Here is a 26,070-nt window from a genome sequence, read left to right as displayed (position 1 = left end):
GGTGGCCACGCCCCACACCGAGCGAACGCTGCCGAGCCATTCCAAGGAGATAGCAATGACATACCGGGTAGCCATGGATATCGGTGGCACCTTCACCGACGTGGTCAGCTGCGACGAGACGTCCGGGCGGATGAGCGCGGGCAAAGTCCTGACCACACCGGACGATCTGGCACGAGGGGTGTTCGACGCGCTCGCAGGGGTCCGGCTGCCGCTCAGCGACGTCGGATTCTTCGTGCACGGTACGACCCAGGGGCTGAACGCTCTGCTGGAACGTCGTGGCGCCAACGTGCTGATCATGACCAGCGAAGGCATCGGCGACGTGTACCGGATTGCCCGCGGGAACCGCAGCCGACTGTTCGATCTGCATTATCGAAAGCAGGCTCCGCTGGTGCCGCGTGACGACATCGTCGAGGTCGGCGGTCGGTTCGACGCGAGCGGCGCCGAGCTGGAACCGCTGGACGAGGACGCTGTCCGGCTGGTCGCGAAACGAGTCAGGGAGGAGGGCTTCGACGCGGTCGCGGTGTGCTTGCTGTTCGCGTACCTGGACGGTTCCCACGAGCAGCGCGCAGGACGGATCCTCCGGGAGGAACTCGGTGACGAGGCCCTCGTGGTGCTCTCGCACGAGGTAGCCCCGGAATGGCGGGAGTACGAGCGCACATCGACCACCGTGCTGGAGGCGTACACGGGGCCGTCCGTGCATCGCTATCTTGACAAGATCGAGGACCGCTTCTCGGGCAAGGGCCTCGATGTGCCGGTGCACGTGATGCAGTCCTCCGGTGGTCTGGTGAACGCAGACTTCGCACGGCGGCATCCGCTGCAGACACTGTTGTCGGGACCGGTCGGCGGCACGATGGGCGGCGTCGCGGTGAGCAGGCTTCTTGACCGGCCCAACGTCATCTGCATCGACATGGGCGGAACGTCGTTCGACGTATCGCTGGTACTCGACCACCGCCCTGACGTATCCCCGGATGGCGAGGTGGAGGGCTTTCCGCTACTCATGCCGCTGGTCAACCTGCATACGGTCGGTGCGGGAGGAGGGTCGCTCGCCTATGCCGAAGGTGGCGCGCTGCGGGTCGGCCCGGAATCCGCCGGCGCGGCGCCTGGCCCTGCGTGTTACGGACGCGGTGGCACGCGGCCGACCGTGACGGATGCGAACTGCGTGCTCGGCAGGGTGGATCCGGAATCGTTCGCCGGTGGCATGAACCTGGATGTGACGGCAGCGCGAGCGGCCGTCGCGGGCCTCGCGGGAGACCTCGGCATGGACACCGTCGAACTGGCATCAGGGATTTGCGACGTGGGCAACGCGAAGATGGCCCAGGCGATCCGCACTCTGACCGTCGAACACGGCCGTGAGCCCGGGCAGTTCGCGCTCCTCGCCTTCGGCGGGGCCGGACCGATGCATGCCGCGTTCATCGCACAGGAGATCGGCGTGACCGAAGTGGTCGTGCCACGGTTTCCGGGAGCTTTCTCGGCATGGGGGATGCTCGAGGCCGACGTGCGGCGTGACTTTTCGATGCAGTTCTTCGCTACGAACGCCGATCTGGACACGACTGCGCTGGCCACGGCGTTTCGTACGCTGCATGGCCAGGCCACCGAAGCGCTCGCCGAGCAGGGCATCGCCGTGGACCGCCGACGCATCGGTCACGGCATCGACATGCGCTACGAGAGTCAGGACTACACCCTCACCGTGCCGCTCACCGACGCCGACGACGTGACCGCGCCTGGTTTTCTGGCCGACATCCAGCAGCGGTTCGCCGAGGAGCACGAGAAGCGCTACGGGCATGCCACGCCCGGTGCGCCCGTCCAGTTCGTCGCTCTGCGCACCACCGGCCACGGTCTCGTCGAACGGGTCGATGCGCAGTACGGCGCAGCGGCGGCCGAGGAATCCGAATCCGTCGTCCGCGACGTCGTCTTCGACGGAGCCCCGTGGCCGACGACGATCGTGCCCCGCACCGCACTTCCGGCCGGCAGCGAGCTGGCCGGTCCGGCGATCGTGCACGAGGAGACCTCGACGACGGTCGTGCCCCCGGGAGCACGGTTGCGGGTCGACGACAACGAGTTTCTGATCATGACGCTGGCCGCCCGGCCGGAACTGGAGGCGCACGCATGACGCTCAGCCCGGTGACTACCGAGATCATCCGTTCGGCCCTCATCCAGGCTGCCGAGGACATGAACATGACGCTGATCCGGTCGGCTTACACCCCGACGATCTACGAGGGCAAAGACTGCGCCGTCGCACTGCTCGACCGGCACCATCGCGTTCTCGGCCAGTCCTCGGGCCTGCCGATCTTTCTGGGCAACCTGGAGGAATGCACGCGCCACACCGAGGAGCGGTTCGGGTCGGACGTCTGGGAGCCGGGGGACGTGTGGGTCCTCAACGACTCGTACGTCGGCGGCACCCACCTCAACGACTGCACCGTGTACGCGCCGATCTTCGTGTCGGGCGAGCTCGTCGGATTCGCGGCATCCCGCGCGCACTGGATCGACATGGGATCGAAGGATCCCGGTGGATCGATGGATTCGACCACGATCTACCAGGAGGGCCTGCGCATGGGTCCCACGAGGATCGTCGTCGCGGGCGAGGAGAACTCGGACGTACTTCGGATGATCGAGACGAATGTGCGCTTCCCTTACGTGACCCTCGGTGACATGCGCGCGCAGGTCGCCTGTGCCCGCATGGGGGTTCGCCGGCTCGGGGAGCTGTTCGCCCGATACGGAGCGGTGATCGTTGACGCGGCACGCGCGAAGATCTTCGCCCAGACCGAGCGGCTCGAGCGGGAACGTATCGCCGCGATCCCGGACGGTGAGTACGAGGCCACGGGCTGGCTGGACAACGACGGCATCGATCTCGACACTCCGTTGCACGTCACGGTGCGGGTCACCGTCGCCGGCGAGCACATGACCGTCGACCTGACCGACTGTGCAGACCAGGCAACCGGGCCGGTGAACTGCGGCCGTTCGCAGGCGATCTCCGCGGCGCGTGTCGGCTACAAGCTGCTGATCTCGCCGGCCGTCAGCCTCAACGGCGGGTCATTCCTTCCGCTGGACGTGCAGGTGCGGGACGGCTCGATGCTCGGCGCCCGTGAGCCCGCATCCTGCCAGTACTACTATTCCAGTCTCGGCATGCTGATCGACCTCGTCATCAAGGCGCTCGCACCCGCAATGCCGGAACAGGTCGCCGCGGCCAGCTACGGGGACTCGATGATCGTACAGTTCGCCGGGGAGCTGAACCCGCGCACCGGCCAGCCGTTCGTGACGTTGGAGGCCACGGTCGGCGGCTGGGGTGCCTGGCACGGTAGCGACGGGGAGACCGCCTTGATCAACAACGTGAACGGCTCGCTGCGTGATTTGCCCATCGAGGTCGTCGAGACGCTGTACCCGGTGCGCGTGACGCACTACGGCATCCGGCATGGCTCCGGTGGCGCCGGCCGCTGGCGGGGTGGCGACGGGGTGGTGCGCGAGTACGTGATGGAGGCCGATCAGGACCTGTCACTGTGGTGGGAACGTTCCGTGACGCCGGCGTGGGGCGCGTTCGGTGGCGAAGCGGGAGCGCCGCCGCGGGTCGTGCTGAACCCCGGTGGTCCTGGTGAACGGCAGCTGCTCAAGGCGAACAGTCTGCGGGTGCGGCGGGGTGACACCCTGCGCTGCGAATCCGGTGGCGGCGGTGGATACGGAGTGTCGCCGAACTGATCAACGGCTGGCACTCCGCAGCCAGCCCGGCCACAGTGGACACACGAGCGACGGCCGCCGTGCGATCGGGGCTCCGGCGGCCGTCGCCCTCGTCGCCGGTCCGGCGCGCCGTGGGTCACCTAGACTCGCCGGGGTGGGTGTGATTGCGCGGGACGGTGAGCACGAGGTCGAGATCCAGCGGTCCCGGTTCCGGTGTGTCGTGGCGCGGATCGACGACGTCGACGCCGCGGCGGCACTGATCGGCCGCATCCGCAAGGAGGGGCCCGACGCGAACCACCACTGCACGGCGGTGCGGATCGGCGACCCGGAATCCGGCGCGCTGGTCGCACGCAGCAACGACGACGGTGAGCCCGGCGGCACGGCCGGTGCGCCCATGCTGGAGGTGCTGACGCGCCGCGAACTGACCGACGTCGTGGCCGTCGTGTCCCGTTGGTTCGGTGGCACGAAACTCGGTGCAGGCGGGTTGATCCGCGCGTACTCGGGCGTGCTCGCCGAAACGCTGGACCTGGTGGGCAGGCTGCGGCGGGTGCGGCATCGCGAGCTGCTGCTGTCGGTGCCCCACGACCGAGCCGGTCGTGTCGAGAACGACCTGCGCCACTCGCAGTACCTGTTGCGCGGCATCGACTACGGTGCCGACGTCACGTTCACGGTCGCCGTCACCGACGTGGCGACGTTCGAGGACTGGCTCGCACAGCACTCCGCCGGCGCCATCGAAGCCGTCGATGCGGGACCGTGCGACCTCTACCTTCCCTGAGCGGCTCCGGGACCGGGACCGAGGACGAGACCGGGGCCGACTCACCGACGCCCTCGGCCCCGGAGCTCACCGCTGCTCACACCCCGAGATACGCCTCGCGCACCTCGGGATCGTCGAGCAGGTCGGTGGCCGTGCCCGACAGCACCACGCGCCCCTCGGCCAGGACGTACCCGTGGTGAGCGATCCGCAGTGCGGCCTGGGCGTTCTGCTCGGCGAGCAGCACGCCGATGCCGTCACGGTTGATCTGCGCGACCGCGTCCAGCACCTGTGCAGTGACCAGGGGTGCCAGCCCCATCGACGGCTCGTCGAGGATCAACAGGCTCGGATCCGACATCAGTGCCCTGGCGATGGCGACCATCTGCTGCTGGCCGCCGGACAGCGTGCCCGCCGGGTGGTGGCGCTTGTCGTGCAGGACGGGGAACAGCTCGTAGACGTGCGCGAGCAGTTCGTGCACCCGACGGCGGTTACGCCTGCGGACGTAACCGCCGAGCAAGAGGTTCTTCTCCACCGGCATCTTGGCGAACAGGTGCCGCCCTTCGGGGCAGTGCGCCAGTCCCGCCTTCACGATGCCGTCGGCGGGCAGTCCGGAAAGCCGGGTGCCGTCGAACTCGACACTTCCGGCACTGGGCCGCAGGATCCCGCTGATGGTGCGGAACATCGTCGTCTTGCCCGACCCGTTGGCGCCGAGCACGACGGTGAGCTCGCCCGCCCGCGCCGTGACGTCGACCGCGTGCAGCACGTCTACGGCGTCGTACCCTGCGGACAATCCGCGCACGGTCAACATCAGCCAGCACCTTCCTGTTCCTGATGGTCGGCGCCCAGATAGGCCTCGATCACCTGCGGATCGGTCCGGACCGTCTCCGGCGTGCCGGCGGCGATCTCCTTGCCGTGGTCGAGCACCAGGATGTGGTCGGCCAGGCTCATCACCATCGACATCCGGTGCTCGACCAGGCCCACGGTGACCCCGTCGGCGACGATGTCGCGGATGAGCTGGGCGAACCCGCCGGTCTCCTCCTCGGTGAGGCCGGCCGCCGGTTCGTCCAGCAACAGCAGCTCCGGTTCCGTCGCCAACGCCAGCGCGATGGACACCCGTTTCTGTACCTCCTGAGGCACGCTCGAGGCGATCTCGCCGCGGTACTCGGAAATCCCGGTGAACTCGAGCGCCGCCATTGCCTTGTCGAGATTCAGCCGCTCTTCCCTCCGGTGCCGCGGAGTGCGCAGTACGGCGTCGAACACCGTGGAGTGCGACCGCACGACCCGGCCCGACAGCACGTTGTCCAGCACCGTCGCATCCTCGAAGAGGTTCGTGGTCTGGAAAGTGCGGGCGATGCCGTGTGCCACCGTGCGGTGAGGACTCATCCCGGTGATGTCGCGATCCTTGAAGCGCACCGTGCCCGACGTCGGCCGGTAGAACCCGGCGAGCAGGTTGAACAATGTGGACTTGCCGGCACCGTTCGGCCCGATGATGGCCGTGATCCGGCCGGCGGAGATGTCGAGATCGACGTCGTCGACCGCGTGCAGCCCGGAGAAATGCTTGCCGAGGCCACGCACTTCGAGCAGCGTCACAGCGTCTCCTTCACGTCGGTGGCGGTATCGGACGACCGGTGCTCCGGCGGGCCGCCGGAACCGGTTCCGGCGCCTGTGCCGCGGGATCGGAGCTTGCCGACGAACGCGTTCAGATAGCCCACGATGCCGCGTGGGGCGAAGATCACCAGCGCCACGATGATCGGTCCGAGCACCAGGAATCGGTAGGCCTCGAAATCCTGGAAGAACTCGAACAGGAACAGCACGATGAAGGTGCCGACCACCGGCCCCAGCACCGTGCCCAGCCCACCGACGAGGATGAACATGAGCATCTCGAAAGTGAGATCGATGCTGGCGGCGCTCGGCCCGACGAAACCCTGGACCGCGGCGAACAGGCCACCTGCCAGGCCGGCGAACGTCGTCGACGCCGCGAAGGCGAGCTGCTTGTTCAAACCGACGTTGATGCCGATCGAGCGCGCCAGATCCTCCGACGTGCGGATCGCCACGAGCGTGCGGCCGATGCCCGAACGGCGGACCGCATGGGTGACGTAAGCCGCGCCGAGGAGGAACAGCAGCACCAGGTAGTACATGACGATCGGTTCGGAGAAGTCGAGCAGTCCGAAACCCTCGGGGAACTTCACACCGCTGACACCGGAATGCGCGTGCGTGACCGACTCCCAGCGGCTGATCACGAGAAAGATGATGAAGCCCATCGCCATGGTGAAGATGGCGAAGTACTCCTCGCGGGTACGGAGCGCCACCACGCCCGACACGAAACCGCCGAGGGCGGTGACGACGACCGCCACCAGCAACGACGGCCAGAACGCCCAGTCGTAGTCGGTGGTCAGCAGGCCGACGATGTACACGCCGATGCCGAAGAAACCGCCGTGTGCCAGGGACAACTGCCCGGTCAGGCCGAGAATCAGATTCATGCCGTAGACGGCGATCGCGTAGGTCGCACCGACGGTCAGCACGCGCAGCACGTACTCCTGGCCGCCGAGGGTCAGCGGCGCCAGCAACAGCGCCAGCGCCACGAGCAGAGTGCCGAGTCGTTGGGGTGAGAATGTGGAGGTCGTCATCGCTGCACCGCCCTTGCGAACAGCCCGGTGGGCCGGATGGCCAGCACGAGCACGATGACCGCGAACGCGATGCCCTCACCGGCGGCGGCCGAGACGTAGGTCGAGGTCATCACCTCGGCGAGCGCCAGGGTGAAGCCGCCCACGATGGCCCCCGGCAGCGAACCGAGGCCACCGAGGATGATGATCGCGAACACCTTGAGGCTGAGCGCGTCGCCCATCGTGGGTGCCAGCAGATTGATCGGGGCCACGAGCCCGGCGGCGACGGTGGCGAGCGCCGCCGCGAGCCCGAACGTGAGCATCGAGACCCGGCTGGGGCTGATCCCGACGAGCGAGGAACCGGTGCGGTCCTGCTCGATGGCCTCGATGGTCTGGCCGTGGATCGACCGTTTGATGAACCAGGTCAACAGTCCCAGCACGATCACCGCCGTGACGACGATGACGATCCGCTGCCAGGAGATCTGGGCGCCCAGGATCGTCACACTCCCGCTGATGGGCGAGTCCATGCGCCGGAAGTCGGCGCCCCAGATGGCCTGCGCGACCGCCTGGAAGAAGAACATCGCGCCGACCGCAGCGATCATGTGGTGGGTGTGCGGGGCGTTACGGAGTGGATGGAACACGACGCGTTCCAGCAGGACTCCGATCACGGCCAGGACGACGGCGGCGAGGCCGATCGCGGCGACGTAGGGGACTCCGACCGTCACGAGGAAGAAGTACGTGACGTAGGCGCCCAGCATGTACAGGGTGCCATGGGCCAGGTTCGGAATCCGCAGCACACCGAAGATGAGGGTCAGCCCGATCGCGGCCAGACAGTACACGCCACCGAGCGCCAGACCGTCGAACAGCTGTTGGATGAACAGGGTCATGGGCCGTCCTTGGAGAGTCGTCGGCTATCCGTGGGCACGGTCGGGCCGATCACTCGTCGGGCTGTTCGATGGGCAGGTACTCGTACTCGCCGTCCGGCGTGCGGTATGCGGCTTCCAGGTCCTGGTTACGCAGGTGCCCGGCGTCGGTGATCTCGGTGGGGAAGCCCGAGACGTGGAACTGCTCGCCGACCTCGCCGATCGCGTCCGGGATGGCCTCGCGAATCGCCGTCGGGTCGTCGATGCTGCCCGCCTGCTCCATGGCGGCGACGACGATGGCGGCGCTCTGGTAGTTGAGCGCGACCTCGCTCGTCACCGGCCGCTTCTTGGTGACCTTCTCGGCATAGGCGTCGAGCAGGTCCTCGGTCCCCGGGTCGTCGTAGTTCCGCACGGGCTTGACGCCGATGGCGTCGTTGAGGTTCTTCGGATCGGTGAACTCCTCCATCTCCTCGAACTTCGCCTGGTCCATGAGGAGGAACGAACCTTCGTAACCCTGTCGGCGCGCCTCCTCGATGATCACCGCGGTCGGCTGGGACGGCCCGCCGAGGAAGATCACGTCGGGGTTCTCGGCAAGGGTTCGCGACACGGGGCCGGCGAAGTCGGACACAGTGCCGTAGTCGATGCTGTTGTCGCTGAGCACCTGCCCGCCGCGGCTCTTCCATTCCTGGGTCACGAGTTTGGTCCACTCCTGGCCGTACTCGCTGGCCGTGCCCAGCAGGCCGAGTCGGCTCTCGCCGTTGCGCGTGAGTTTGTCGACGAACGGTTCCGCGTAACTCTCGAAGCTCGGCGGGATCATCATCGTCAGTTCGTTGCCCTGCTCGACGATCTTCGGGTCGGAACTGTAGGCACCGAGCAGGAACTCGGTGCGGCTGGAGTTGAGCTCCTGTGCGGCCTGGATGCCACCGGCGTGCGGGATGAACACGACCGCGGCGTCGTCCTGCTCGGCGAGGCGCTGAGCGTTGGTCGCTGCCGCGTCGGGGGCGTACTGGTCGTCCAGCGATCGCAGCTCCACCCGGTACTGCTCGCCGTCGACGGTGACGCCCTGGTTGTTCAGCTCGTCGATCGCGAGCTGCAGGCCGTCCTGGATGTTCTTGCCGTAGGCGGCCGCCCCTCCGCTCAGCGGCCCCGAATAGCCGATGACGATCGTGTCGGAGCCGGATCCGCCGCCACCGCCGCAGGCGCTGGTGGCCAGCAGGACACCCGCACACACCGCTGCGGTGACGGTTGCGCCGGGTCGAATTCGCATCGGTGCCATGGCATTTCTCCTTTGAAATGAGGCGGGCTCGATCTTGTGGGGTTGTGGGGATCGGTGTGGCCGGCCGTCACGGTGCCGGGGGACCGGTCGCTGGCACGGGGGACGGACGCGCAGCCGGCGACAGCACCCGAGCGGAGCGGAGTCAGGTCGCGCGGGCGAACCTGATTTCGCGTTTGAGGATCTTTCCGGTCGACGTCTTGGGCAGTTCGGGCACGATCTCGACGTGCCGCGGGTGGTTGCCGGCCGTGAGCTTTCCCTTGACGTACGTGCGGAGCTCGTCACTGCCGACGGACTCGCCGGGACGCAGCGTCACGAGCGCGACGATTTCCTCTCCCATCTTCGTGTCCGGGGTACCGATGACGGCCGCCTCGAGAACGGCCGGGTGTTCGTACAGCGCTTCTTCGATGTCGCGCGGATACACGGTGCGGCCACCGCGCGTGATCAACTCGTTCTTGCGGTCGACGACGTAGAAGAACCCGTCCTCGTCCCGTCGTCCGAGGTCGCCGGTGCGCAGCCACCCGTCCGGCACGGCCGCCACCGTCGCCTCCGGTTGCCGCCAGTAGCCCTTCATGACGTTGTGACCGCGGACGGCGATCTCGCCGATCTCGCCGTCGACGACGGGGTTGCCGTCGTCGTCGACGATGCGCAGTTCGACGTCCCGCACCGGGAACCCGATGGAGCCGACGCGCCTGCGTTCGGGGCTGTTGCACGCGGCCACCGGCGACGTCTCTGACAGGCCGTATCCCTCGAGGACCACGCAGTCGAAAACCCGCTCGAACGCGAGCAGGACCTCGACCGGGAGGGCCGAACCGCCCGAGGTGCACAGCCGGAGCCTGCTCGGGTCGAAGTCGGCGCGTGCCGGATGGTTGAGCAGGCCCACATACATGGTCGGGAACGCGGGCATGACCGTGACTCCGCTCCGTTGCAGGGTCGCGAACGCGTCCGCGACGTCGAAGCGGGGCAACAGTGCCAGGCATGCGCCCGCGCGGACCGCCGCGTTCAGCACTGCGGTCTGGCCGAACGAATGGAACAGCGGCAGCGCACCGAAGACGACGTCGGTGGGAGCCAGCTCCGCCAGTTCCTGGGCGACGATCTCGACGTTCTGCACGAGATTGCCATGGGTGAGCTCGGCACCCTTGGGGCTGCCCGTCGTTCCGGCCGTGTAGAGAATCGCGGCCGTGTCGCCCGGATCGCGCGGTGCGACCCGGCCGACCGTGGACGGGTCGCCGGGCAGTGACGCGAGCCCACCCGGAGTCATGACGACGAGGTCGACGTCGCCGGCGATCGGCCGGCACACCGCGGCGACCGACTCCCAGGCGAAGAGCAACCGCGCACCGGAGTCACGGAGCCGCGAGGCCACCTCACGGTCGGTGAGGTGGATGCTCAGCGGCACCACGATCGCGCCGACCCGCAGGATCCCGTAGTACAGCGGCGCGAACTCCAGGACGTTGGGAAGCATGAGCGCCACGCGCTCCCCGGACCGCAGCCCCTTCGTCGCGAGGAAACCGGCCACCCGCCTGCTCTGGTGTTCGAGTTCCCGGTAGCTGACCACCTGGTCGCCGAGGGACAGGGCCGCGGCGCGCGCATGGAATCTGGAGGATCGCTCCAGGTTCTCGGCCAGGTTCATGCCAACTCCGGTCCTCGCCGTCGGGGATGTCGCGGGCACCAAGGTTTGTCCAGCTCGCCCGGTTCAGCCATAGTGACCGGACTCACGTACGGCCCCGATGTTTGTGTTCGGCGACAACGGAGGTTCCATGACCGGCACGGCCACCACGGCGGACGCGCGTGTCGTGACCGCCAGCGAACGGCTGCTCGACGACCTGGATGCGGTGACGCTGGAGATCGCGAGGCTGATCCGCGAGGACGAGCCCTACTACGTCGACTACATGAGCCAGCAGCAACTGGCCGACGCCGTCCGCCCCAACATCATCTCGGCGTTGGAGAACGTGATCCGCAACGAGGCCAACAGGCCGACCGTCGCGCGCCGTACCGGCAGGGAACGGGCCGAGGACGGGGTCCCGCTCGACACGGTTCTGCACGCCTACCGGATCGGTACCCGGCATCTGTGGCACGAGCTCGTCCGGCAGTGCCGGGCCGACCCCGAGGCGAGTCAGGCGCTGCTCGGGTCGGCCTCGATCCTCTGGAACTCGCTCGACCTGTCGTCCCAGGCGCTCACCACCGCATACCGCGACGTGGAGACCGAACAGCTGTTCCGCGACTCCCGGTTCCGCGAGGCGGCCCTCGCCGCGCTGTTCAGCGGCATCACGACCACGGGGCGGGGGCTCGCGGACGTCGCGGCCGCACTGCGGTTGCCCAAGGTCGGCCGGTTCGTCGTCGTGGCCTCCGATCCCCAGTCGATGGAGCGCAGCCGGCCACCGGTGTCGGCCGAACGGGCGCTGAGCTCACTCGGCGTCCGGTCCGTGTGGCGGTCCGAGGCCGACAGCGAACTCGGGCTGGTCGCCCTGACCAAGACCTACCGCACCGATCGTCTCAACAAGTACCTGGCCTCCATCACGACCGGACGAGTGGGCGTCAGCGACGTGTTCGAGTCGATCGTCGCGACGCCTCAGGCGGTGCCCCAGGCACTGATGGCCCGCGACGCCGCGACTCCCGGGAGTAACGTCGTGACCCGGTTCGACGAGGCCCGCGTGGCCGCGCTCGTCACGGCCGCACCCGAACTGAGCGTGGGTCTCGCCCGGCGCACGTTCGAGAAGGTGTTCGACCTGCCAGCCGAGGAGCGGGACGTCCTGTTCGACACCTTGGAGGCGTGGTTCGGAGCCCAGGGCTCGGCGGCCGACGCGGGCAACGTGATCCACTGCCACCAGAACACCGTCCGCTACCGGCTCAACAAGCTCGCCCAGCTCACCGGCCGCGATCCGCGCAGCCCGGTCGACGTGACACGGCTGTATCTCGCGTTGCAGGCGGTCAGGCTACTGCCCGAGCAGGTGAGCGGCTGACCCGCGTCGATCACGGCATCGCTGCTCACACGTGGGTGCGGGCGGACCAGAGCTCGGGGAACACCACCCGGTTCATGCTCCGCTCCAACCAGCCGACACCGTTGGTCCCACCGGTGCCGGATTTGGCGCCCATCGCGCGGCGGACAGCACTGAGATGGCGGTACCGCCACTCGGCGAACTGCTCGGCGACCTCCGTCAGAGCATCGGCGAGCAGCCGCAGGTGGTTGCCGGGACCGTCGTCGGCGAGCACGTCCGCCCAGGCCGTCTCCACGGCGGTGTCCGGTTCGTGCTCGACCGCATGGTCGCGTTCGAGTAGCGCGGCCGGGATGTCGTAGCCGCGGCGGGCGAGTACGGCGATCGCGTCGTCCCACACGCTCGGCTCGGCCAGGGTCCGCCGGAGTGCCTGGTGCTGTTCAGGGTCGACGCGGTGTGGACGGATCAACGAAGCCGTCTTGAGCCCCAGGCGGAACTCCAGCTGGCGGTACATCGCCGACTGCATGCCGGAGGCATCGCCGAGGTCGGCGCGGAAGCGGTTGAAATCCGCGGGTGACATCCAGCGCAGCCCCTGCCAGCTCGCGTTGAGCCCCTCCAGGTGGAGTGCCGCCCTGCGGAGTGGGGCCAACGAGGTCCAGACCTCGTCGTCCCGCAGCGCACGTTGTGCCGTACGGAGCTCGAAGTCGACGAGCTTGAAGTAGAGCTCCATGATCTGGGAGATCACCAGGAACGACATCTCGCCCGGATCGCCCGTGTTCGTCTGTTGTAGACGGTGCAGCGTTCCGGCGTGGACGTACCGGTCGTAGGGCACTCGGTCGTCGGGTGCCCTGTCGTCGGCTCCGTCATCGGGCGCCCTGTTGCCGGCCACTCGGGTCGTGGACTCCATGGGGACCGATCCTGGCTGGTGACCGGCGCCGGGTGGAATGCCGGCTCGACGGTCTTCCGGGCTTCCTGCCGAGGATCTCCCGGCATATCCTCGCCGGCACTTAACGAACGAAAGGGTTGCCAGGTGGACAGCATGGACTGGGAGATCCTGCGGGAGCTGCAGGACAATGCACGGCTGTCGTTCAGCGAGCTGTCGCGGCGAGTGCACCTGTCGCCGCCCGCCGTCACCGAACGCGTGCGCAGACTCGAGGAGGCCGGGGTCATCACCGGCTATCACGCCCATGTCGATCTCGGCAGCGTCGGCTGGACGGTGGCCGCCTTCATACACATGAGTTGTCACGGACCACGTTGTGTGCTCCGTGACCCGGAGGTCGCCGAGTGGCCGGAGATTCGGGAGATCCACCGTGTCACCGGCGACATGTGCAGCGTCCTGAAAGTGGCCGCCGAATCGATGGCCGCCTTCGAGGATCTGATCGACCGGCTGGCCCGCTACGGACGCCCTTCGAGCACGATGGTGCTCTCGACACCCGTCAACCACACCCGTGTCGTGGGCCCCGAGCCGGGATAGCCCCGTCCGAGGACGTCTCACCGCGGGTCGGACTCCCGCAACCGGAGCCGGGTGATCACGGCCCCGGCCTGCCGACCGTGTGGTCAGGTGACGGAGCCGCGCACCTGGTGACGGGGAAGGTCCCAGCGGCGGTTGTCGAGGATGTCGCGCAGGGCCTCGACCGTGTCCCAGACATCGGTGAAACCGACGTAGAGCGGCGTGAGGCCGAACCGCAGCACCGACGGTTCGCGGTAGTCGCCGATGATTCCGCGCTCGATCAGGGCGCTCATGACGGCGAAGCCCTCCGGGTGTGTGATCGAGACCTGGGAACCCCGGTGTTCGCGCTCGCGTGGGGTCACGATCTCGATCGGATGGTGCGGTAGTTGCTGCTCGACCAGCGTCATGAACAGGTCGGACAGCTCGAGCGATTTGGACCGCACCGCAGCCATGTCCGCCCTGGCGAAGATGTCGAGACCGACCTCGGCGACGGACATGGACAGGATGGCCTGCGTGCCGGTGAGGAAGCGGCGAATGCCGTCGGCGGGAGCGTAGTCGGCCACCATGTCGAACGGGTTCGCGTGGCCCCACCAGCCCGACAGGGGCTGGGCGAACCGGTTCTGCAGTGCCCCGGACACCCAGATGAAGGCCGGCGACCCGGGACCGCCGTTGAGGAACTTGTACGTGCACCCGATCGCCATGTCCGCACCGGATCCGGCGAGGTCGACCTCCAGTGCGCCTGCCGAATGGCACAGGTCCCAGATCACGGTGGCGCCGCGGGCGTGGATCGCCTCGGTCGTCGACGCCATGTCGAACAGCCGTCCGGTGCGGTAGTTCACGTGGCTCAGCACGACCAGTGCCACGTCGTCGGTCAGGGCCGTGGGCAAGCCTGCTGCCACCTCGGCGTCGTCGACGAGACGCACTTCGTAGTCGCCGCCGAGCTGCCGCGCCAACCCCTGGAGTATGTAGATGTCCGTGGGGAAGTTCTCGCGCTGGGTGAGGATGACCGTGCGGCCCGGGGCGTCCTCGGCCTGGATGTCCAGTGCCGCGGAGGCCGCCTTGAACAGATTGATCGACGTGGAGTCCGTCACGACCGTGGCTCCTGCACCACCGCCGACGAGGCCGGAGATCTTCTCGCCCAGCTCGACCGGAAGTTCGAACCATCCGGCCGTGTTCCAGGAGCGGATGAGCCCGGTTCCCCACTCGTTCGTGACAACCTCGTGTGCGCGAGCCGCGGCAGCGGCGGGTTGCGCGCCGAGTGAGTTGCCGTCCAGATAGATGGTGCCGGGAGGGAGGACGAAGTCCTCGCGGAAAGCGCGCAGCGGGTCGTTCTGGTCGCGGATCTCACAGGCGGCGCGGTCGATCATGGTGGGTCGGCTCCCTTGCTGTGTCCCCGGTTTCGTCACCTAGACGGTAATGTCTCACGCTGTGCGAACGCGGGGGCGTCGTGCGCTGCCGCTGTGCATCCGGACGAGCTCGCCGTCGATACCGTCGACGGGACCGTACTCAGGAGGAGGCCGTGATGGACCGTGCGGTGTTGACGCGGCCGGCGCCCGAGCCCGATCGGACGCTGCGCTACGGCGACGATCCCGACCACGTCGCAGACGCCTGGTTCTCCGCTACGGCGAGGTACCCGTTGCTGGTGTTCGTCCACGGTGGATACTGGAGGCCCGCCTACGACCGGATCCACACACGCCCGCTCGCGGTGGCACTGCGGGACGAGGGCTGGCCGGTGGTGTCCGTCGAGTACCGCAGGGTTCCGGGCGAGCCGGACGAGCCGGCCGGCGACGTCGGCGCCGCGCTGGCCGAGTTGCCGGCGCAGGTCGGTGCCCGCGAGGTGGTACTGGCAGGCCATTCGGCGGGCGGGCATCTCGCGTTGTGGGCGGCGTCTTCGTGTCCGCCCGCGGGCCTGCTCGGCACCGTGCCGCTCGCGCCGGTGGCGGACCTGCGGCTCGCCCACCGGCTCGACCTCGGTGACGGTGCGGTCGAGGCATTCCTCGGCGGCCCTCCGGACGAACGTCCCGACCTCGACCCGGTGTGGATGCCGGCGCCGGAGGGCCCGGTCACGATCGTGCACGGGGCCGAGGACCGGCTCCCCGTCTCGGTCAGCGAGTCGTATGTGGACAGTCATCCGGCGGCGAAACTGGTCGTGGTTCCCGGTGCCGCGCATTTCGAGGTGATCGACCCGCTGAGCGCTGCCTGGCCGGCAGTGACGACGGCGCTCACCGACGTGGCCGGGTAGGGACGTCGCCGGTTCGGCGCGAGCAGTCGGTGTTCCGCGGGTCGCCGTGCCGGTGAACGCGGCCGAAGCCGTCAGGGCCGCCCGGTCGTCGCGAGGATCGTGCGCAGCGCGGTGACGAGGGTCAGCGGCCGGTCCAGCATCGGGTGATGCCCGGCGTCGGGCAGGTCGACCAGCATGCTGTGCGGCCGCAGGAGGGAGCGGATCTCGTCAGCCATGGTCGGCGGGACGAGGCCGTGCTCGGCGCGCAGGAACGATGTCGGCCGGTCGATCCGGGGGAGGATGCCGCGCAGCGGCGTGTGCGGCACCGTGATCGTCGGGTCGAACTTCCAGGTCCAGCCACCGTCGACCGCCCGTACCGATTCCTCGGCGACGTGCCTGCGCACGTAGGGCAGCAGGACGTCCTGCGGCGGCAGCGTGCGGAACCTGCCGAGAATCGTCTCCCGGTCCGGGTGCACGCGGACGGGCCGTGCCTTGCGCTCCTCGGGCGGATGGTCGTTCAACGGTGAATCGATGATGGTGAGGCCGGTGAGCCGGTCTCCGAACTCGGCCCCGGTCTGCGCGGTGACCCAGCCGCCCATGCTGTGCCCGGCGACGTGGAACGGACGGCCGATTCCACCCGCTTCCGCAGCGGCGACGACCTCGCGCGCCCAGAGCGTGATGTCATAGGCATCCCTGGCGGCGCTGTCACCGTGACCGGACAGATCGACGGCCACGACCCGGCGATGCTGAGCGAGCAGCGGCGCGATGTGATCCCACCATCCGGAATGGGCCGACCCGCCGTGCACGAGCACCAGCCCCGGCTGGTGCGTCTCACCCCAGCAGCGCAGGTGGACGTTGGCGCCGTTGACCATCGTGTCCCGGTGCTCGGGCCGGTCGGCCAGCGCGGCGTGGAACCAGGGCGGCGCGGCGTGAAACGAGGGCGGCGCGTCGGGAGTGCGGTCGACATCCATCGCATCGAATCTACCCGGCGGCGGCCGCAACCGGGTTCGTCGGGCGGTGCAGACCGGTGACGTGACCCGCGGTCCGGACCCGGCGGTGGCCGCGCGAGGGTTGGGCCTGCCGCGCCGCGCTGCTAGCTTGGCGGACGATCAACGATCGCTGCGGCCTGTCGAAGGGGACGGTGGCACGGAATGGGCGAGTACGCCGAGATCCGCTACGAGGTGTCCGGACCGATCGCCACGGTGACCCTGCACCGTCCGGAGCGGTTGAACGCCTTCACCACCACGATGGCCCGCGAGCTCGTCGACGTGTTCGACAGGGTCGACGCCGACGACGACGTGCGCGTGGTGATCGTGACCGGCGAGGGACGCGGCTTCTGCGCCGGCGCCGATCTCGGCGGCGGCGCCGACACCTTCGACGCCGGCGACGGCGGGGAGCGGCGCTCCGCCCACGGCGAGATCGACGGGGTACCGCGCGACGGCGGCGGCACGGTCTCGTTGCGCATCGCCGCCTGCCGCAAACCCGTGATCGGCGCCGTCAACGGGCCCGCGGTCGGCGTCGGCGTGACGATGACGCTGCCGATGGACGTCCGCATCGCCTCGGAGGATGCGCGGTTCGGGTTCGTGTTCGCGCGCCGCGGCATCGTCCCGGAGGCGGCCTCCACCTGGTTCCTGCCCCGCATCGTCGGCATCTCGCAGGCCATGGAGTGGGTCGCCACCGGGCGCGTGTTCGACGCGGAAGAAGCCCGTGACGGCGGACTCGTGTCCCGAGTCGTTCCCGGCGAGCGGCTGCTCGACACCGCGACCGAACTCGCGTCGGAGATCGCCGACAACACGTCGGCCGTCTCCGTGGCGGTCGCCCGTCAGCTGCTGTGGGGCATGCTCGGTTCGGCCACGCCGTGGGACGCGCACCGGGCCGACTCCCGTGCGATGTACGCCCTCGGCGCCGGTGCGGACGCTGCCGAGGGCGTCGCGGCGTTCCTCGAGAAGCGGCCCGCGCAGTTCCCGGGGCGGCCCAGCACGGACGTTCCCGACGGCCTGCCCCGGTGGCCGCTCCCGCCCGACGACGCGACGGGATCCGGTACCCGATCCCCGGAGTAGTCGGACTAGCCGGAGTGGCCGCCCTGGCGCCTCGACGTGACGGCACCGTGCGGGCACGCCGGCGCCGTCACGACCTGTACTAGCGACCGTCGGTGCGTGCCATGGGGCCGGAGGACGGGTAACCGCCCGCTTCGCACACCTGTCGGCTCCAGGGGCGCAGAATCTCGACGAGCGTCTCGAGGGCGTCGCCGAGGGCGTCGACGATCGGCCTGCACTGGCGGTCGGTGGCGGTCTCCACGGCCTCTCGTTCGGCCCTGCCCTGTTCGGTGAGCGCACCGTCGGTGACGAGGCCGCGGCTGACGAGCCGCTGCTCGGCGGCGTCGAGCTGTTCGGGCGACCATGCGCGCGAGCGGATGTAGGTGCGCATGGGCAGACCCCAGTACAGCTCGGTGAGCAGGCCGATCTCGACGGCGTCGAACCCGGCACCGGTCCAGGCGGCGATGTGCACGTCGCCGCGGTACTCGCGGAGCATGTCGGCGAGCCGCCACACGTCGCCGACGGGATCGCCGGGCAGGCCGAGTGAACGAAGCCCGGCGAACAACGGCTTGCCTTCCGGGCGGAGCGGCTCGACGGCCCGCTGCAGCAGTGGCCGTGCCTCGTCGATCCGATCGGGGTGCTCGCCGAGGACGCGCACGAGTTGCCGGGTCGCACCTTCGGTCCGGGCCCGGCAGATCGTCCCTGCGTCGGTGAGCGACCAGCCGTAGGCCACGGCCGGGACGACGACCTCGGGGTTGAACACGGCGAACGTCGCCGCGATGACGTCACCGGAGACCTGGCCCAGCACGGAACCGCGGCTCGTGAAGTACGCCGGGCCGTCCGGATTGGGCACGCCGTCCCTGGAGCCGGGACTGCCGTTGAAACCGAGCTTCTCGTAGGCGTCGTGGCACTCCTGAGCGAAGTAGGTCTGGCCGACGAGGGGTTCGAGTGCTCCGGCGAGCACACGAGCCGGGTTCGCCACGGGTACCTCCTGCATCGACGAGAACACCCGCCGCGGGCGGGTGCCATGATGACGGAAGCCTGTCAGCACGGGGCGCCGAGCTCAAGTCCGAATGCGCGAACCGGGCGGCGGGGTCATCCGGAGGGCCAGCCCGTGTAGGCCTCCGCGAGGTAGGTCTTCCCTGCCGTGGACCGCACCACGGAGTGCAGCTCCGCGACCTGGCGGCGGAGATCGAACTCGTCGGCCGCGAGTGGCCGGTGCAGCATCGAGGTCATCCAGTACGAGAAGTGCTGCGAGCGCCAGACCCTGTCCAGTGCGCGCCGAGAATACTCGTCCAGCGCGTCGTCGTCGCGGTCGGTCAGTGCCCGTTCGAGGGTCTCGGCGAGGACTCGGACATCGGCGAGTGCCAGGTTGAGACCCTTCGCACCCGTCGGCGGAACGGTGTGCGCGGCATCGCCCGCCAGTACCATGTTCCCGTAGCGCATGGGCTCCACGACGTTGCTCCGGAACCGCAGCACCGATTTTCCGGTGATCGGGCCCTCCGTGAGTTCGTGCCCGTTGGCTCCCACGCGGGCCTGCAGCTCGGACCAGATCCGATCGTCCGACCAGGCGTCGACGTCCTCGTCGGGATCGCACTGGAAGTACATCCGCTGCGTGGTCTCGGTCCGTTGGCTGATCAGCGCGAACCCGCGGTCGGAGTGGTTGTAGATCAGTTCCGGCGCGCTCTTCGGCGCCTCGCACAGGATGCCGAACCACGCGAAGGGGTACTCCTTGCGGTACTGCCGGATCTCGGAGGGCGGAATCGCGTGGCGGCACAGGCTGTGTGAGCCGTCCGCGCCGACCAGGTACCGGCACCGGATCTCGTGAGCGCTGCCGTCGGCGTCGGTGAATCGGATCGACGGCCGTTCGCCGGTGACGTCGTGCACCGACGTGTCGCCGACGCCGAATCGCACGTCCGCACCGGCGGCCGCGCGGGCATCGGCGAGGTCGACGAACACCTCGGTCTGCGGATACAGCCACACCGACGCGCCGGCTAGTTCCTGGAAGTCGATGTGGTGCAATTCCCCGCCGAAGGCGAGATACGTGCCCCCGTGCCGATCGCCCTCCGACAGGACCCGTTCGGACACCCCGGTCTCGCTGAGCAGCCGTACACTGTCGGCCTCCAGAATCCCCGCGCGCACGGTCTGTTCGATCTCGTCGCGGCTGCGGTGGTCCACGACGACCGAGTCGATCCCGCGTCGTGCGAGGAGGTGGGAGAGCATCAGCCCCGCCGGACCGCCGCCGACGATCCCCACGCTCGTCGTGGTGACCTCGCGCGCGCTCATGCGCCGCCGGTCCGTTCGTCGTCGCCGTCCTCGCCGGGAACCGGTCCTTCCTCGGGAACGTGCTGGTCCTCCAGAACCCGCTGTGCCACGGCGAATCCGTGGTTGGCGACCGGAACTCCACAGTAGACGGCGCTCTGCAGGATCACCTCGCGGATCTCGTCGACGGTCAGGCCGTTCGTGAGGGCAGCGCGCACGTGCATGGCGAACTCGTCCCAGTGGCCGTGGGCCAGCGTCGCGGTGAGCACCGCGACGCTGCGCATGCGCCGGTCGAGGCCGGGCCGGGTCCACACGCTGCCCCACGCGTAGCGGGTGATGAACTCCTGGAAGTCCTCGGTGAAGGTGGTCTTGCGTGCCTCGGCACGGTCGACGTGCGCCTCGCCGAGCACTTCGCGGCGCACGCGCATGCCGTCGTCGTACGGGTCGGGCATCGATCTCTCCCGTCGTGGGTCGGTGGGGCGTCAGCTGTGATGGCGGTCGAGGACGGTGTCGACGAACCGTCCCGCCGCGCCGAGATAATCGGCCGGGTCACCGGTGGTGCCCCGCTCGGCGAGCAGCCCGTCGGCGGCGTGGTCGGCGCGGGCGCGCATCGCGGTGGTGTCGACCTCGAGTCCCGCGGTCAGCTCGGCCGCCTGCGACGCGGCGGTGATCGTGAGTTCGAGGAGGCGGCGGAGCGCGGGCCACTCGGCGTGCCAGGCCCCGTCGGGACGTTGGTCGACGGCCTGGGCGGCGGCGAGGTGCAGCTGCGCGCCGAGCTGCGGCGCCTGCAGTGCCGCACCGCGGACCAGGACCGACAGCACCGGATTCCGCTTGTGCGGCATTGTCGACGAGCCGCCTCGTCCGCCGGCAGGGCCTTCGCGGACCTCGGCGATCTCGGGCCTGCCGAGCACGGTGACGTCGGTGGCGAGAACGCCGAGCGCGTCGCACACGCCGACGAGCGCGTCGCCGGCATCGGTCACCGGGCGGCGGCGGGTGTGCCACGGCAGTCCCGGCCAGCGGAGCGTGAGTTCGGCAGCGAAGGCACGTGCCGTCGCCACGGGGTCGGGTGCGAGATCGGCCACGAGGGAGAGCGTGCCCGCGGCGCCGCCGCACTGCACCGGGAGGCGGTCTCTGCGGTCGAGGACGGCATCCCTGGCGTCGAGGACGCCGGCGAGCCACTGGGCCGCCGTCAGCCCGAAGGTCACCGGGACGGCGTGCTGCGTGAGCGTGCGGCCCGCCATGACGGCGTCCCGGTGCCGTTCGGCGAGCGCCGCGAGGTGGTCCGCGGTGGTGCCGAGATCCGCACCGACCCGGTCGAAGACGTCCCTGGTCAGCAGCACGAGCGCGGTGTCCAGCGTGTCCTGGCTGGTCAGCCCGCGGTGCACGCGTACCGCGAGGCGCTCGTCGGCAACGGCTTCCCGCAACGCGGCGACGAGCGGGACCACCGGATTGCCCGCGTCCTCGGCCTGCCGCCCGAGATCGCCGACGTCGAGGCGTGCCCGTGAGAGTGCCTCGGCCGCGCGGCCGGCATCGGCGGCCGGCATCGCGCCCGTCGCGGCGAGCGCGCGCAGCCAGGCGATCTCGACCGTGCGCAGGGCTTCGGCCACCGCGGTGTCGTCGATCAGGTCGACGGCCCGGTGCGCGCCGGGTTCGAGCATGCCACTCATCATTCGTGGCCGGGGAACGCCAGGAACACCGTCTCGCCCTCGCCCTGGAGACGGATGTCATGGTGCAGAGCGCCGTCGGAATCACGCATGGCGATCAGTGTGCCGCGCCGATCGGCGGGCAGCGCGCCGAGCAGCGGATCGTCCTCGAGACCCCGGCCGGGCACGTAGATGCGGGTGAACACTCGATCCAGCAGGCCGCGTGCGAACACGGTCACCGCGAAGTACGCGGCCGCGCCGTCACGGACCGGTGCCGGTTCCACGGTGGTGAAGGCGTACCGGCCCGCCCGGTCGGTGGCGGCCCGGCCCCACCCGGTGAACCGGCCGTCGCGGCGCAGCGACCCCTCGGTGGCGGGCACCCGGCCGGACGTGTCGGCCTGCCGGACCTCCAGGAGGGCGTCGGGCACCGGGGCGCCCGCGCCGTCGTAGACGGTGCCGTGCAGCCGGATCGTGTCCGGCGCACCCGCGGGTGCGAGCCGAGGGCCGTCGTCGTAGGGCAGGGCGTAGTGGAAGAACGGGCCGACGGTCTGGCCGGGGGTCGGAGCGCTCCGTCCGTGCTCACGCATCGGTGTCCTCCTCCATCGGGGTGGCGTGCGAGCCGGTCAGCACGATGTCCCAGCTGTACCCGGTGGCCCACTCGTGGGTGGTGACGTCGTGGTCGTAGGTCGCGATCAGGCGTTGCCGTGCCTGTTCGTCGGTGATCGACTGGAAGATCGGGTCGAGCGGGAACAACGGGTCGCCGGGGAAGTACATCTGCGTGACGAGGCGTTGCGTGAACTCGTGGCCGAACAGCGAGAAATGGATGTGGGCGGGGCGCCAGGCGTTGTCGTGGTTGCGCCACGGGTAGGGGCCCGGCTTGATCGTCGTGAACCGGTAGCGGCCCTCGCCGTCGGTCAGGCACCGGCCCGCGCCGTGGAAGTGCGGGTCGAGGGGAGCGGGGTGCTGGTCGCCCTTGTGCACGTAGCGGCCGGCGGCGTTGGCCTGCCAGATCTCGACCAGCTGGCCCCGCACGGGGCGGCCGTCGGCGTCGAGTACTCGCCCGGTCACGACCATCCGTTCCCCGATCGGTTCGCCCTGCGGGTGCAGGGTCAGATCCGCCTCGGTCGGGTCCACATCGGACTGCCCGAAGACGGGTGCCGCCAGTTCGACCTCTTCGGGGTCGACGGTCAGGGGCGCTTTCGTGGGGTGGCGCAGCACGGAGCTGCGGTACGGGGCGAAGTCGAGGCGGGTGCGGGTCTCACCGGGCTGTGCCGCGGCGTGGAGCTGTGCGATCTCGTCGGAGATGGACCGCTGCGTTGCGGGCGTCATGGGCCACATCGTGCGCCGTGAGGACGACCGGGGCTAGAGTGGGCTTTCACTCAGTGAAAGGCGGCGACATGTCCGGCAATGTCTCGTCCCCGGGGGCGACCGTCGTGTCCCGGGTGCTGGCCGTGCTGTACGCGTTCGACAACGGGCATCGCCGACTCGGCGTCACCGACCTGGCGCGGCGCGCGGACCTGCCCGTGCCGACCGTGCACCGGCTGCTGCGCGAACTCGTCGCCGGGGAGGCCCTCACGAGGGACGCGGAGGGCCGCTACGCGATCGGGCGGCGACTGTGGGACGTGGGGATGCTCGCCCCCGAGCAGACCGAACTCCAACAGGTCGCCTCGCCGTTCCTCAGTGACATTCACGCGGCGACCCGCGCGACCGTCCACCTCGCCGTCCGCGACGGGACCGAGGTGCTCTACCTCGACCGGCTGTCGGGACGGGCCTCGGTCCCGGTCGTCAGCCGTGCGGGCTCCCGGCTTCCGCTGCACGCCACCGGAGTCGGGAAGGTGCTGCTCGCGCACGCACCCGCGCAGCTGCGCGAGGACTACCTGGCCGCGGTGCTGCGCCGCCCGACCGTGCACACGATCACGCATCCGGAACGGCTGGGCAGGCAGCTGGCCGCGGTCCGGCGCGAGGGCTACGCGACGACCGAGGACGAGATGACCCTCGGTGCCTGCTCCATCGCCGTGCCGATCACGCGGGCCACGTCGGGAGGCGAGCAGGAGGTCGTCGCCGCGCTGGGCATCGTCGTGCCCACCCTCAAACGAGAACGCACCCGGCTGCTGGCCGCGCTGCAGGTCGCGGCCCGCGGCATCGGCCGTAGCCTGCCGTGAGCGGTTCGGCAGCGCTCCGGAGCCGCACGGCCCTCACCGAACCACGCAGCCTCACGGAATCGCGAACGGCCGCTTGAGCCTGACGGCATAGGACCCCGGCCAGCACACGATTCCGTGCGGCGGTATCGGGGATTTCTTTAGCGGTGGGCGGGATTTCTCCGATCCCGAAGGGGAGAAACGCTCATTGTCGAGGTGGAAAGCGGGTTCGTAGCCTCTGCGAGTACCCGAACCGGCTGCGTCCGTGAGGGCTCAATGACGAGCTGGTGGTTCATGTTGCCAGGCTTCGCAGTACCGGTCGACGGCGGTGGCCCTCGACCGCTTACAGAAGGGGCGCGGATATGCCGCACGACGATCCCGGCGTGCCAGGAGCCGAGCCGGCCGAAACGGAACGAAACGTTTTCGACGACCTGGTTCGGAAACGGACCCGGCTCGTGGGAAAGCTTTCCGCACTGACGTGTTTGTTCTTCTTCCCGCTGCCCATTCTCGGGCAGTTCACGGATGTGCTGGACGGCGTGGTCGGTAGTGGCCTCACGTGGGCGTGGATCTACGCGTTCGTCCAGTTCCCCGTCGCACTCTTCGCCGCGGCCCGGTACTCCGTGCGTGCCCGTGAGCTCGACCGGGCGTCGGAGCAGGCCTGGAAGGAGCGGTCATGAACATCTACTCCGCGATCATCTTCAGCGTCCTGGTGGGGCTCACGCTGGTCATCACCTACGTCGCGGCGCGGCGGGGCACGTCGGCCGCGGACCACTTCGTCGCCGACGGTCAGCTCACCGGCAAACAGAACGGCCTGGCCATCGCCGGTGACTACGTGTCCGCTGCGTCGTTCCTCGGCGTGACCGGTGCGATCGCCCTGTCCGGCTTCAGCGGCTTCTATCTCGCGGTGTTCGTGCCCGTCGCGTACGTGCTCGCGCTGCTGCTGGTGGCCGAACCACTGCGCAACCTCGGCCGGTTCACCCTCGCGGACGTGCTGGCCACCCGGTTCGACGGGCGCAGCGTGCGGGCCGTCATGGCGGGCAGCACGCTGATCATCAGCACTCTCTACCTCGTGGCGCAGTTCGTCGGCGCGGCGCTGCTCGTACGGCTCCTGTTCGGGATCGACTACACCGTGGCCGTACTGGTGATCGGCGGCCTGACGACCGTTTACACCATGCTCGGCGGCATGCTGGCCACGAGCTGGATCCAGATCGTGAAGACCACGCTGATGCTGGCCTGCGCGGTCACCCTGTTCGTGCTGGTGCTCGTCCGCTACGGCGGCAACCCGTTGGGCGTTTTCCAGGCCGCGTTCGAGACGTTCGGCGAGGAGGCCGTCGCACCCGGCAGGGAGTCGGGGCTGGCCGGATTCGACCAGCTGTCCCAGGTGTTCGGTCTGGTGCTCGGCGTGCTGGGCCTGCCGCACGTCATGATCCGCTTCTTCACCGTCCCCGACGCTCGTGCAGCACGCTCGTCGGCCATCACCGCGATCTGGGTGTTCACCGCGTTCTATCTGATGATCCCGGTGATCGGCTACGGCGCGTCGCTGATCGTGGGGCGGGACGCGATCACGGCCCAGAACCCCGCGGGCAACCTCGCGGTCGCGCAGCTGGCCGAGACCGTCGGGGGAGGGGCGCTGCTCGCGCTCGTGTCCGCGGTCGCGTTCGTGACGATCCTCGCGGTGCTGTCCGGACTCGTCATCGCCGCATCCGGTGCCATCGCCCACGACCTGTACGCCCAGGTCATCAAACGCGGCTCGGTCGGGCCGCGGGCGCAACTGGTGTCCGCACGGATCGCCACACTGGCGACCTGCACGGTCGGTGTGCTGCTGGCACTGGCCGCCGTGGACCAGAACGTCGCCTTCCTCGCCTCGCTCGCGTTCGCCGTCGCCGCCAGCGCCAACCTGCCCGCCCTGCTGCTGACGATCTACTGGCGGCGGATGACCGCGCGGGCCGTGCTGTGGGGCATGGCAGTGGGACTCGTGAGCTCGATGGGAATCATCCTGCTGAGCCCTGCCGTACTCGGCTCGTCCGCGGTCGTGGGCTTCAGCAACCCCGCACTCGTGACGGTGCCGCTGAGCCTGCTCGTGTCGATCGCCGTGGCGTTGGCGGCCCCGGCCCGCGGCGCTGCCGCGGAACGTGACCGGGCCGTGTTCCGCATGCTCCGGACGAAAGCGGTCACCGGGCGCGGCGTCGAGGACGAGGGACAGGCCGTGGGCACGCGATGACCGGACC

At 69.4% G+C, this 26,070-nt stretch carries 25 protein-coding genes; 10 read left to right on the top strand and 15 right to left on the bottom strand.

The window, feature by feature from the left end; translation table 11 throughout:
* Window positions 1-55: 55 nt before the first annotated feature.
* From LY12_RS21025 to LY12_RS21015, 3 genes are all read left to right on the top strand, one after another.
* Window positions 56-2,110 carry a hydantoinase/oxoprolinase family protein gene (locus tag LY12_RS21025; RefSeq protein WP_253859125.1) on the top strand — a complete coding sequence of 685 codons (2,055 nt, stop codon included), beginning with the start codon at window positions 56-58 and terminating at the stop codon, window positions 2,108-2,110.
* Between the two features lie 11 nt (window positions 2,111-2,121).
* Complete coding sequence (locus LY12_RS21020; protein WP_253859124.1) at window positions 2,122-3,690, top strand: hydantoinase B/oxoprolinase family protein; 1,569 nt, start codon at window positions 2,122-2,124, stop codon at window positions 3,688-3,690.
* Between the two features lie 133 nt (window positions 3,691-3,823).
* Complete coding sequence (locus LY12_RS21015) at window positions 3,824-4,444, top strand: IMPACT family protein (protein WP_253859123.1); 621 nt, start codon at window positions 3,824-3,826, stop codon at window positions 4,442-4,444.
* 76 nt (window positions 4,445-4,520) lie between these two features.
* Here LY12_RS21015 and LY12_RS21010 read toward each other — a convergent pair whose 3' ends face one another.
* From LY12_RS21010 to LY12_RS20985, 6 genes are all read right to left on the bottom strand, one after another.
* Window positions 4,521-5,228: an ABC transporter ATP-binding protein gene (locus LY12_RS21010; protein ID WP_253859122.1), complete on the bottom strand. Its 708-nt coding sequence runs from the start codon at window positions 5,226-5,228 to the stop codon at window positions 4,521-4,523.
* Complete coding sequence (locus LY12_RS21005) at window positions 5,228-6,010, bottom strand: ABC transporter ATP-binding protein (protein WP_253859121.1); 783 nt, start codon at window positions 6,008-6,010, stop codon at window positions 5,228-5,230. The genes LY12_RS21010 and LY12_RS21005 overlap by 1 nt, the downstream gene beginning before the upstream one ends.
* A complete protein-coding gene (locus LY12_RS21000; RefSeq protein WP_253859120.1) occupies window positions 6,007-7,047 on the bottom strand; it encodes a branched-chain amino acid ABC transporter permease in 1,041 nt (346 codons plus the stop codon). Before LY12_RS21000 ends, LY12_RS21005 begins: the two co-directional genes overlap by 4 nt.
* A complete protein-coding gene (locus tag LY12_RS20995) occupies window positions 7,044-7,910 on the bottom strand; it encodes a branched-chain amino acid ABC transporter permease (protein ID WP_253859119.1) in 867 nt (288 codons plus the stop codon). The genes LY12_RS21000 and LY12_RS20995 overlap by 4 nt, the downstream gene beginning before the upstream one ends.
* Before the next feature lie 49 nt (window positions 7,911-7,959).
* Entirely contained in the window at window positions 7,960-9,162 is a 1,203-nt protein-coding gene (locus LY12_RS20990; protein WP_253859118.1) for an ABC transporter substrate-binding protein, read from the bottom strand.
* A 142-nt stretch (window positions 9,163-9,304) separates the two neighbouring features.
* Window positions 9,305-10,789, bottom strand: coding sequence for a long-chain-fatty-acid--CoA ligase (locus LY12_RS20985; protein WP_253859117.1), 1,485 nt, complete (start codon window positions 10,787-10,789; stop codon window positions 9,305-9,307).
* 127 nt (window positions 10,790-10,916) lie between these two features.
* On the opposite strand from LY12_RS20985, the gene LY12_RS20980 reads away from it, so the two are divergent.
* Window positions 10,917-12,119 carry a PucR family transcriptional regulator gene (locus LY12_RS20980; RefSeq protein ID WP_253859116.1) on the top strand — a complete coding sequence of 401 codons (1,203 nt, stop codon included), beginning with the start codon at window positions 10,917-10,919 and terminating at the stop codon, window positions 12,117-12,119.
* Between the two features lie 25 nt (window positions 12,120-12,144).
* Here the strand turns inward: LY12_RS20980 and LY12_RS20975 are convergent, their stop codons facing one another.
* Window positions 12,145-12,999, bottom strand: a complete 855-nt coding sequence (locus LY12_RS20975; protein ID WP_253859115.1) for a tryptophan 2,3-dioxygenase — start codon at window positions 12,997-12,999, stop codon at window positions 12,145-12,147.
* 132 nt (window positions 13,000-13,131) lie between these two features.
* Between LY12_RS20975 and LY12_RS20970 the strand changes: the two genes are divergently transcribed.
* Window positions 13,132-13,566 carry an Lrp/AsnC family transcriptional regulator gene (locus LY12_RS20970; RefSeq protein ID WP_253859114.1) on the top strand — a complete coding sequence of 145 codons (435 nt, stop codon included), beginning with the start codon at window positions 13,132-13,134 and terminating at the stop codon, window positions 13,564-13,566.
* Window positions 13,567-13,649: 83 nt separating this feature from the next.
* Here the strand turns inward: LY12_RS20970 and kynU are convergent, their stop codons facing one another.
* Window positions 13,650-14,909: a kynureninase gene (gene kynU, locus LY12_RS20965; protein ID WP_253859113.1), complete on the bottom strand. Its 1,260-nt coding sequence runs from the start codon at window positions 14,907-14,909 to the stop codon at window positions 13,650-13,652.
* A 155-nt stretch (window positions 14,910-15,064) separates the two neighbouring features.
* On the opposite strand from kynU, the gene LY12_RS20960 reads away from it, so the two are divergent.
* On the top strand, window positions 15,065-15,784 hold the full coding sequence (locus LY12_RS20960) for an alpha/beta hydrolase (RefSeq protein WP_253859112.1): 720 nt from the start codon (window positions 15,065-15,067) through the stop codon (window positions 15,782-15,784).
* A gap of 71 nt (window positions 15,785-15,855) precedes the next feature.
* Here LY12_RS20960 and LY12_RS20955 read toward each other — a convergent pair whose 3' ends face one another.
* Window positions 15,856-16,734 (bottom strand): alpha/beta fold hydrolase, encoded by an 879-nt coding sequence (locus tag LY12_RS20955; RefSeq protein ID WP_253859111.1) that lies wholly within the window; start codon window positions 16,732-16,734, stop codon window positions 15,856-15,858.
* 180 nt (window positions 16,735-16,914) lie between these two features.
* Here LY12_RS20955 and LY12_RS20950 point away from each other — a divergent pair, with 180 nt between their 5' ends.
* Window positions 16,915-17,823 carry a crotonase/enoyl-CoA hydratase family protein gene (locus tag LY12_RS20950; protein ID WP_253859109.1) on the top strand — a complete coding sequence of 303 codons (909 nt, stop codon included), beginning with the start codon at window positions 16,915-16,917 and terminating at the stop codon, window positions 17,821-17,823.
* A 79-nt stretch (window positions 17,824-17,902) separates the two neighbouring features.
* Here the strand turns inward: LY12_RS20950 and LY12_RS20945 are convergent, their stop codons facing one another.
* The 6 genes from LY12_RS20945 to pcaH form a co-directional block, all read right to left on the bottom strand.
* Window positions 17,903-18,781, bottom strand: coding sequence for an SCO6745 family protein (locus tag LY12_RS20945; protein WP_253859108.1), 879 nt, complete (start codon window positions 18,779-18,781; stop codon window positions 17,903-17,905).
* A 113-nt stretch (window positions 18,782-18,894) separates the two neighbouring features.
* Window positions 18,895-20,085 (bottom strand): 4-hydroxybenzoate 3-monooxygenase, encoded by a 1,191-nt coding sequence (locus LY12_RS20940; protein WP_253859107.1) that lies wholly within the window; start codon window positions 20,083-20,085, stop codon window positions 18,895-18,897.
* A complete protein-coding gene (gene pcaC, locus LY12_RS20935; RefSeq protein ID WP_253859106.1) occupies window positions 20,082-20,513 on the bottom strand; it encodes a 4-carboxymuconolactone decarboxylase in 432 nt (143 codons plus the stop codon). Before pcaC ends, LY12_RS20940 begins: the two co-directional genes overlap by 4 nt.
* Window positions 20,514-20,543: 30 nt before the next feature.
* A complete protein-coding gene (locus tag LY12_RS20930; RefSeq protein ID WP_253859105.1) occupies window positions 20,544-21,719 on the bottom strand; it encodes a lyase family protein in 1,176 nt (391 codons plus the stop codon).
* A gap of 8 nt (window positions 21,720-21,727) precedes the next feature.
* On the bottom strand, window positions 21,728-22,291 hold the full coding sequence (pcaG, locus tag LY12_RS20925) for a protocatechuate 3,4-dioxygenase subunit alpha (protein WP_253859104.1): 564 nt from the start codon (window positions 22,289-22,291) through the stop codon (window positions 21,728-21,730).
* Window positions 22,284-23,033, bottom strand: coding sequence for a protocatechuate 3,4-dioxygenase subunit beta (gene pcaH, locus LY12_RS20920; RefSeq protein WP_253859103.1), 750 nt, complete (start codon window positions 23,031-23,033; stop codon window positions 22,284-22,286). Before pcaH ends, pcaG begins: the two co-directional genes overlap by 8 nt.
* A gap of 68 nt (window positions 23,034-23,101) precedes the next feature.
* Here pcaH and LY12_RS20915 point away from each other — a divergent pair, with 68 nt between their 5' ends.
* From LY12_RS20915 to LY12_RS20905, 3 genes are all read left to right on the top strand, one after another.
* Window positions 23,102-23,866 carry an IclR family transcriptional regulator gene (locus tag LY12_RS20915; RefSeq protein ID WP_253859102.1) on the top strand — a complete coding sequence of 255 codons (765 nt, stop codon included), beginning with the start codon at window positions 23,102-23,104 and terminating at the stop codon, window positions 23,864-23,866.
* Between the two features lie 338 nt (window positions 23,867-24,204).
* Window positions 24,205-24,519: a DUF485 domain-containing protein gene (locus LY12_RS20910; protein ID WP_301302991.1), complete on the top strand. Its 315-nt coding sequence runs from the start codon at window positions 24,205-24,207 to the stop codon at window positions 24,517-24,519.
* Window positions 24,516-26,063 (top strand): solute symporter family protein, encoded by a 1,548-nt coding sequence (locus LY12_RS20905; RefSeq protein WP_253859100.1) that lies wholly within the window; start codon window positions 24,516-24,518, stop codon window positions 26,061-26,063. The genes LY12_RS20910 and LY12_RS20905 overlap by 4 nt, the downstream gene beginning before the upstream one ends.
* The last annotated feature ends 7 nt before the right edge of the window (window positions 26,064-26,070 follow it).

Origin of the sequence: Prauserella alba, assembly GCF_024171735.1 — a bacterium.
Taxonomy (GTDB): domain Bacteria; phylum Actinomycetota; class Actinomycetes; order Mycobacteriales; family Pseudonocardiaceae; genus Prauserella; species Prauserella alba.
Note: the sequence above shows the minus strand (reverse complement) of the source record. Positions and strands in the feature narration are given on the sequence as shown.

Coding starts and splice junctions, on each gene's coding strand:
- LY12_RS21025 (WP_253859125.1), top strand. CDS start 56: ATGACATACCGGGTAGCCATGGATATCGGTGGCACCTTCACCGACGTG.
- LY12_RS20960 (WP_253859112.1), top strand. CDS start 15,065: ATGGACCGTGCGGTGTTGACGCGGCCGGCGCCCGAGCCCGATCGGACG.
- LY12_RS20950 (WP_253859109.1), top strand. CDS start 16,915: ATGGGCGAGTACGCCGAGATCCGCTACGAGGTGTCCGGACCGATCGCC.
- pcaC (WP_253859106.1), bottom strand. CDS start 20,513: ATGCCCGACCCGTACGACGACGGCATGCGCGTGCGCCGCGAAGTGCTC.
- pcaG (WP_253859104.1), bottom strand. CDS start 22,291: ATGCGTGAGCACGGACGGAGCGCTCCGACCCCCGGCCAGACCGTCGGC.
- pcaH (WP_253859103.1), bottom strand. CDS start 23,033: ATGACGCCCGCAACGCAGCGGTCCATCTCCGACGAGATCGCACAGCTC.
- kynU (WP_253859113.1), bottom strand. CDS start 14,909: ATGATCGACCGCGCCGCCTGTGAGATCCGCGACCAGAACGACCCGCTG.
- LY12_RS20995 (WP_253859119.1), bottom strand. CDS start 7,910: ATGACCCTGTTCATCCAACAGCTGTTCGACGGTCTGGCGCTCGGTGGC.
- LY12_RS20905 (WP_253859100.1), top strand. CDS start 24,516: ATGAACATCTACTCCGCGATCATCTTCAGCGTCCTGGTGGGGCTCACG.
- LY12_RS21000 (WP_253859120.1), bottom strand. CDS start 7,047: ATGACGACCTCCACATTCTCACCCCAACGACTCGGCACTCTGCTCGTG.
- LY12_RS20940 (WP_253859107.1), bottom strand. CDS start 20,085: ATGAGCGCGCGCGAGGTCACCACGACGAGCGTGGGGATCGTCGGCGGC.
- LY12_RS20970 (WP_253859114.1), top strand. CDS start 13,132: ATGGACTGGGAGATCCTGCGGGAGCTGCAGGACAATGCACGGCTGTCG.
- LY12_RS20930 (WP_253859105.1), bottom strand. CDS start 21,719: ATGCTCGAACCCGGCGCGCACCGGGCCGTCGACCTGATCGACGACACC.
- LY12_RS21010 (WP_253859122.1), bottom strand. CDS start 5,228: ATGTTGACCGTGCGCGGATTGTCCGCAGGGTACGACGCCGTAGACGTG.
- LY12_RS20955 (WP_253859111.1), bottom strand. CDS start 16,734: ATGGATGTCGACCGCACTCCCGACGCGCCGCCCTCGTTTCACGCCGCG.
- LY12_RS20990 (WP_253859118.1), bottom strand. CDS start 9,162: ATGGCACCGATGCGAATTCGACCCGGCGCAACCGTCACCGCAGCGGTG.
- LY12_RS20915 (WP_253859102.1), top strand. CDS start 23,102: ATGTCCGGCAATGTCTCGTCCCCGGGGGCGACCGTCGTGTCCCGGGTG.
- LY12_RS20980 (WP_253859116.1), top strand. CDS start 10,917: ATGACCGGCACGGCCACCACGGCGGACGCGCGTGTCGTGACCGCCAGC.
- LY12_RS20985 (WP_253859117.1), bottom strand. CDS start 10,789: ATGAACCTGGCCGAGAACCTGGAGCGATCCTCCAGATTCCATGCGCGC.
- LY12_RS20910 (WP_301302991.1), top strand. CDS start 24,205: ATGCCGCACGACGATCCCGGCGTGCCAGGAGCCGAGCCGGCCGAAACG.
- LY12_RS20975 (WP_253859115.1), bottom strand. CDS start 12,999: ATGGAGTCCACGACCCGAGTGGCCGGCAACAGGGCGCCCGATGACGGA.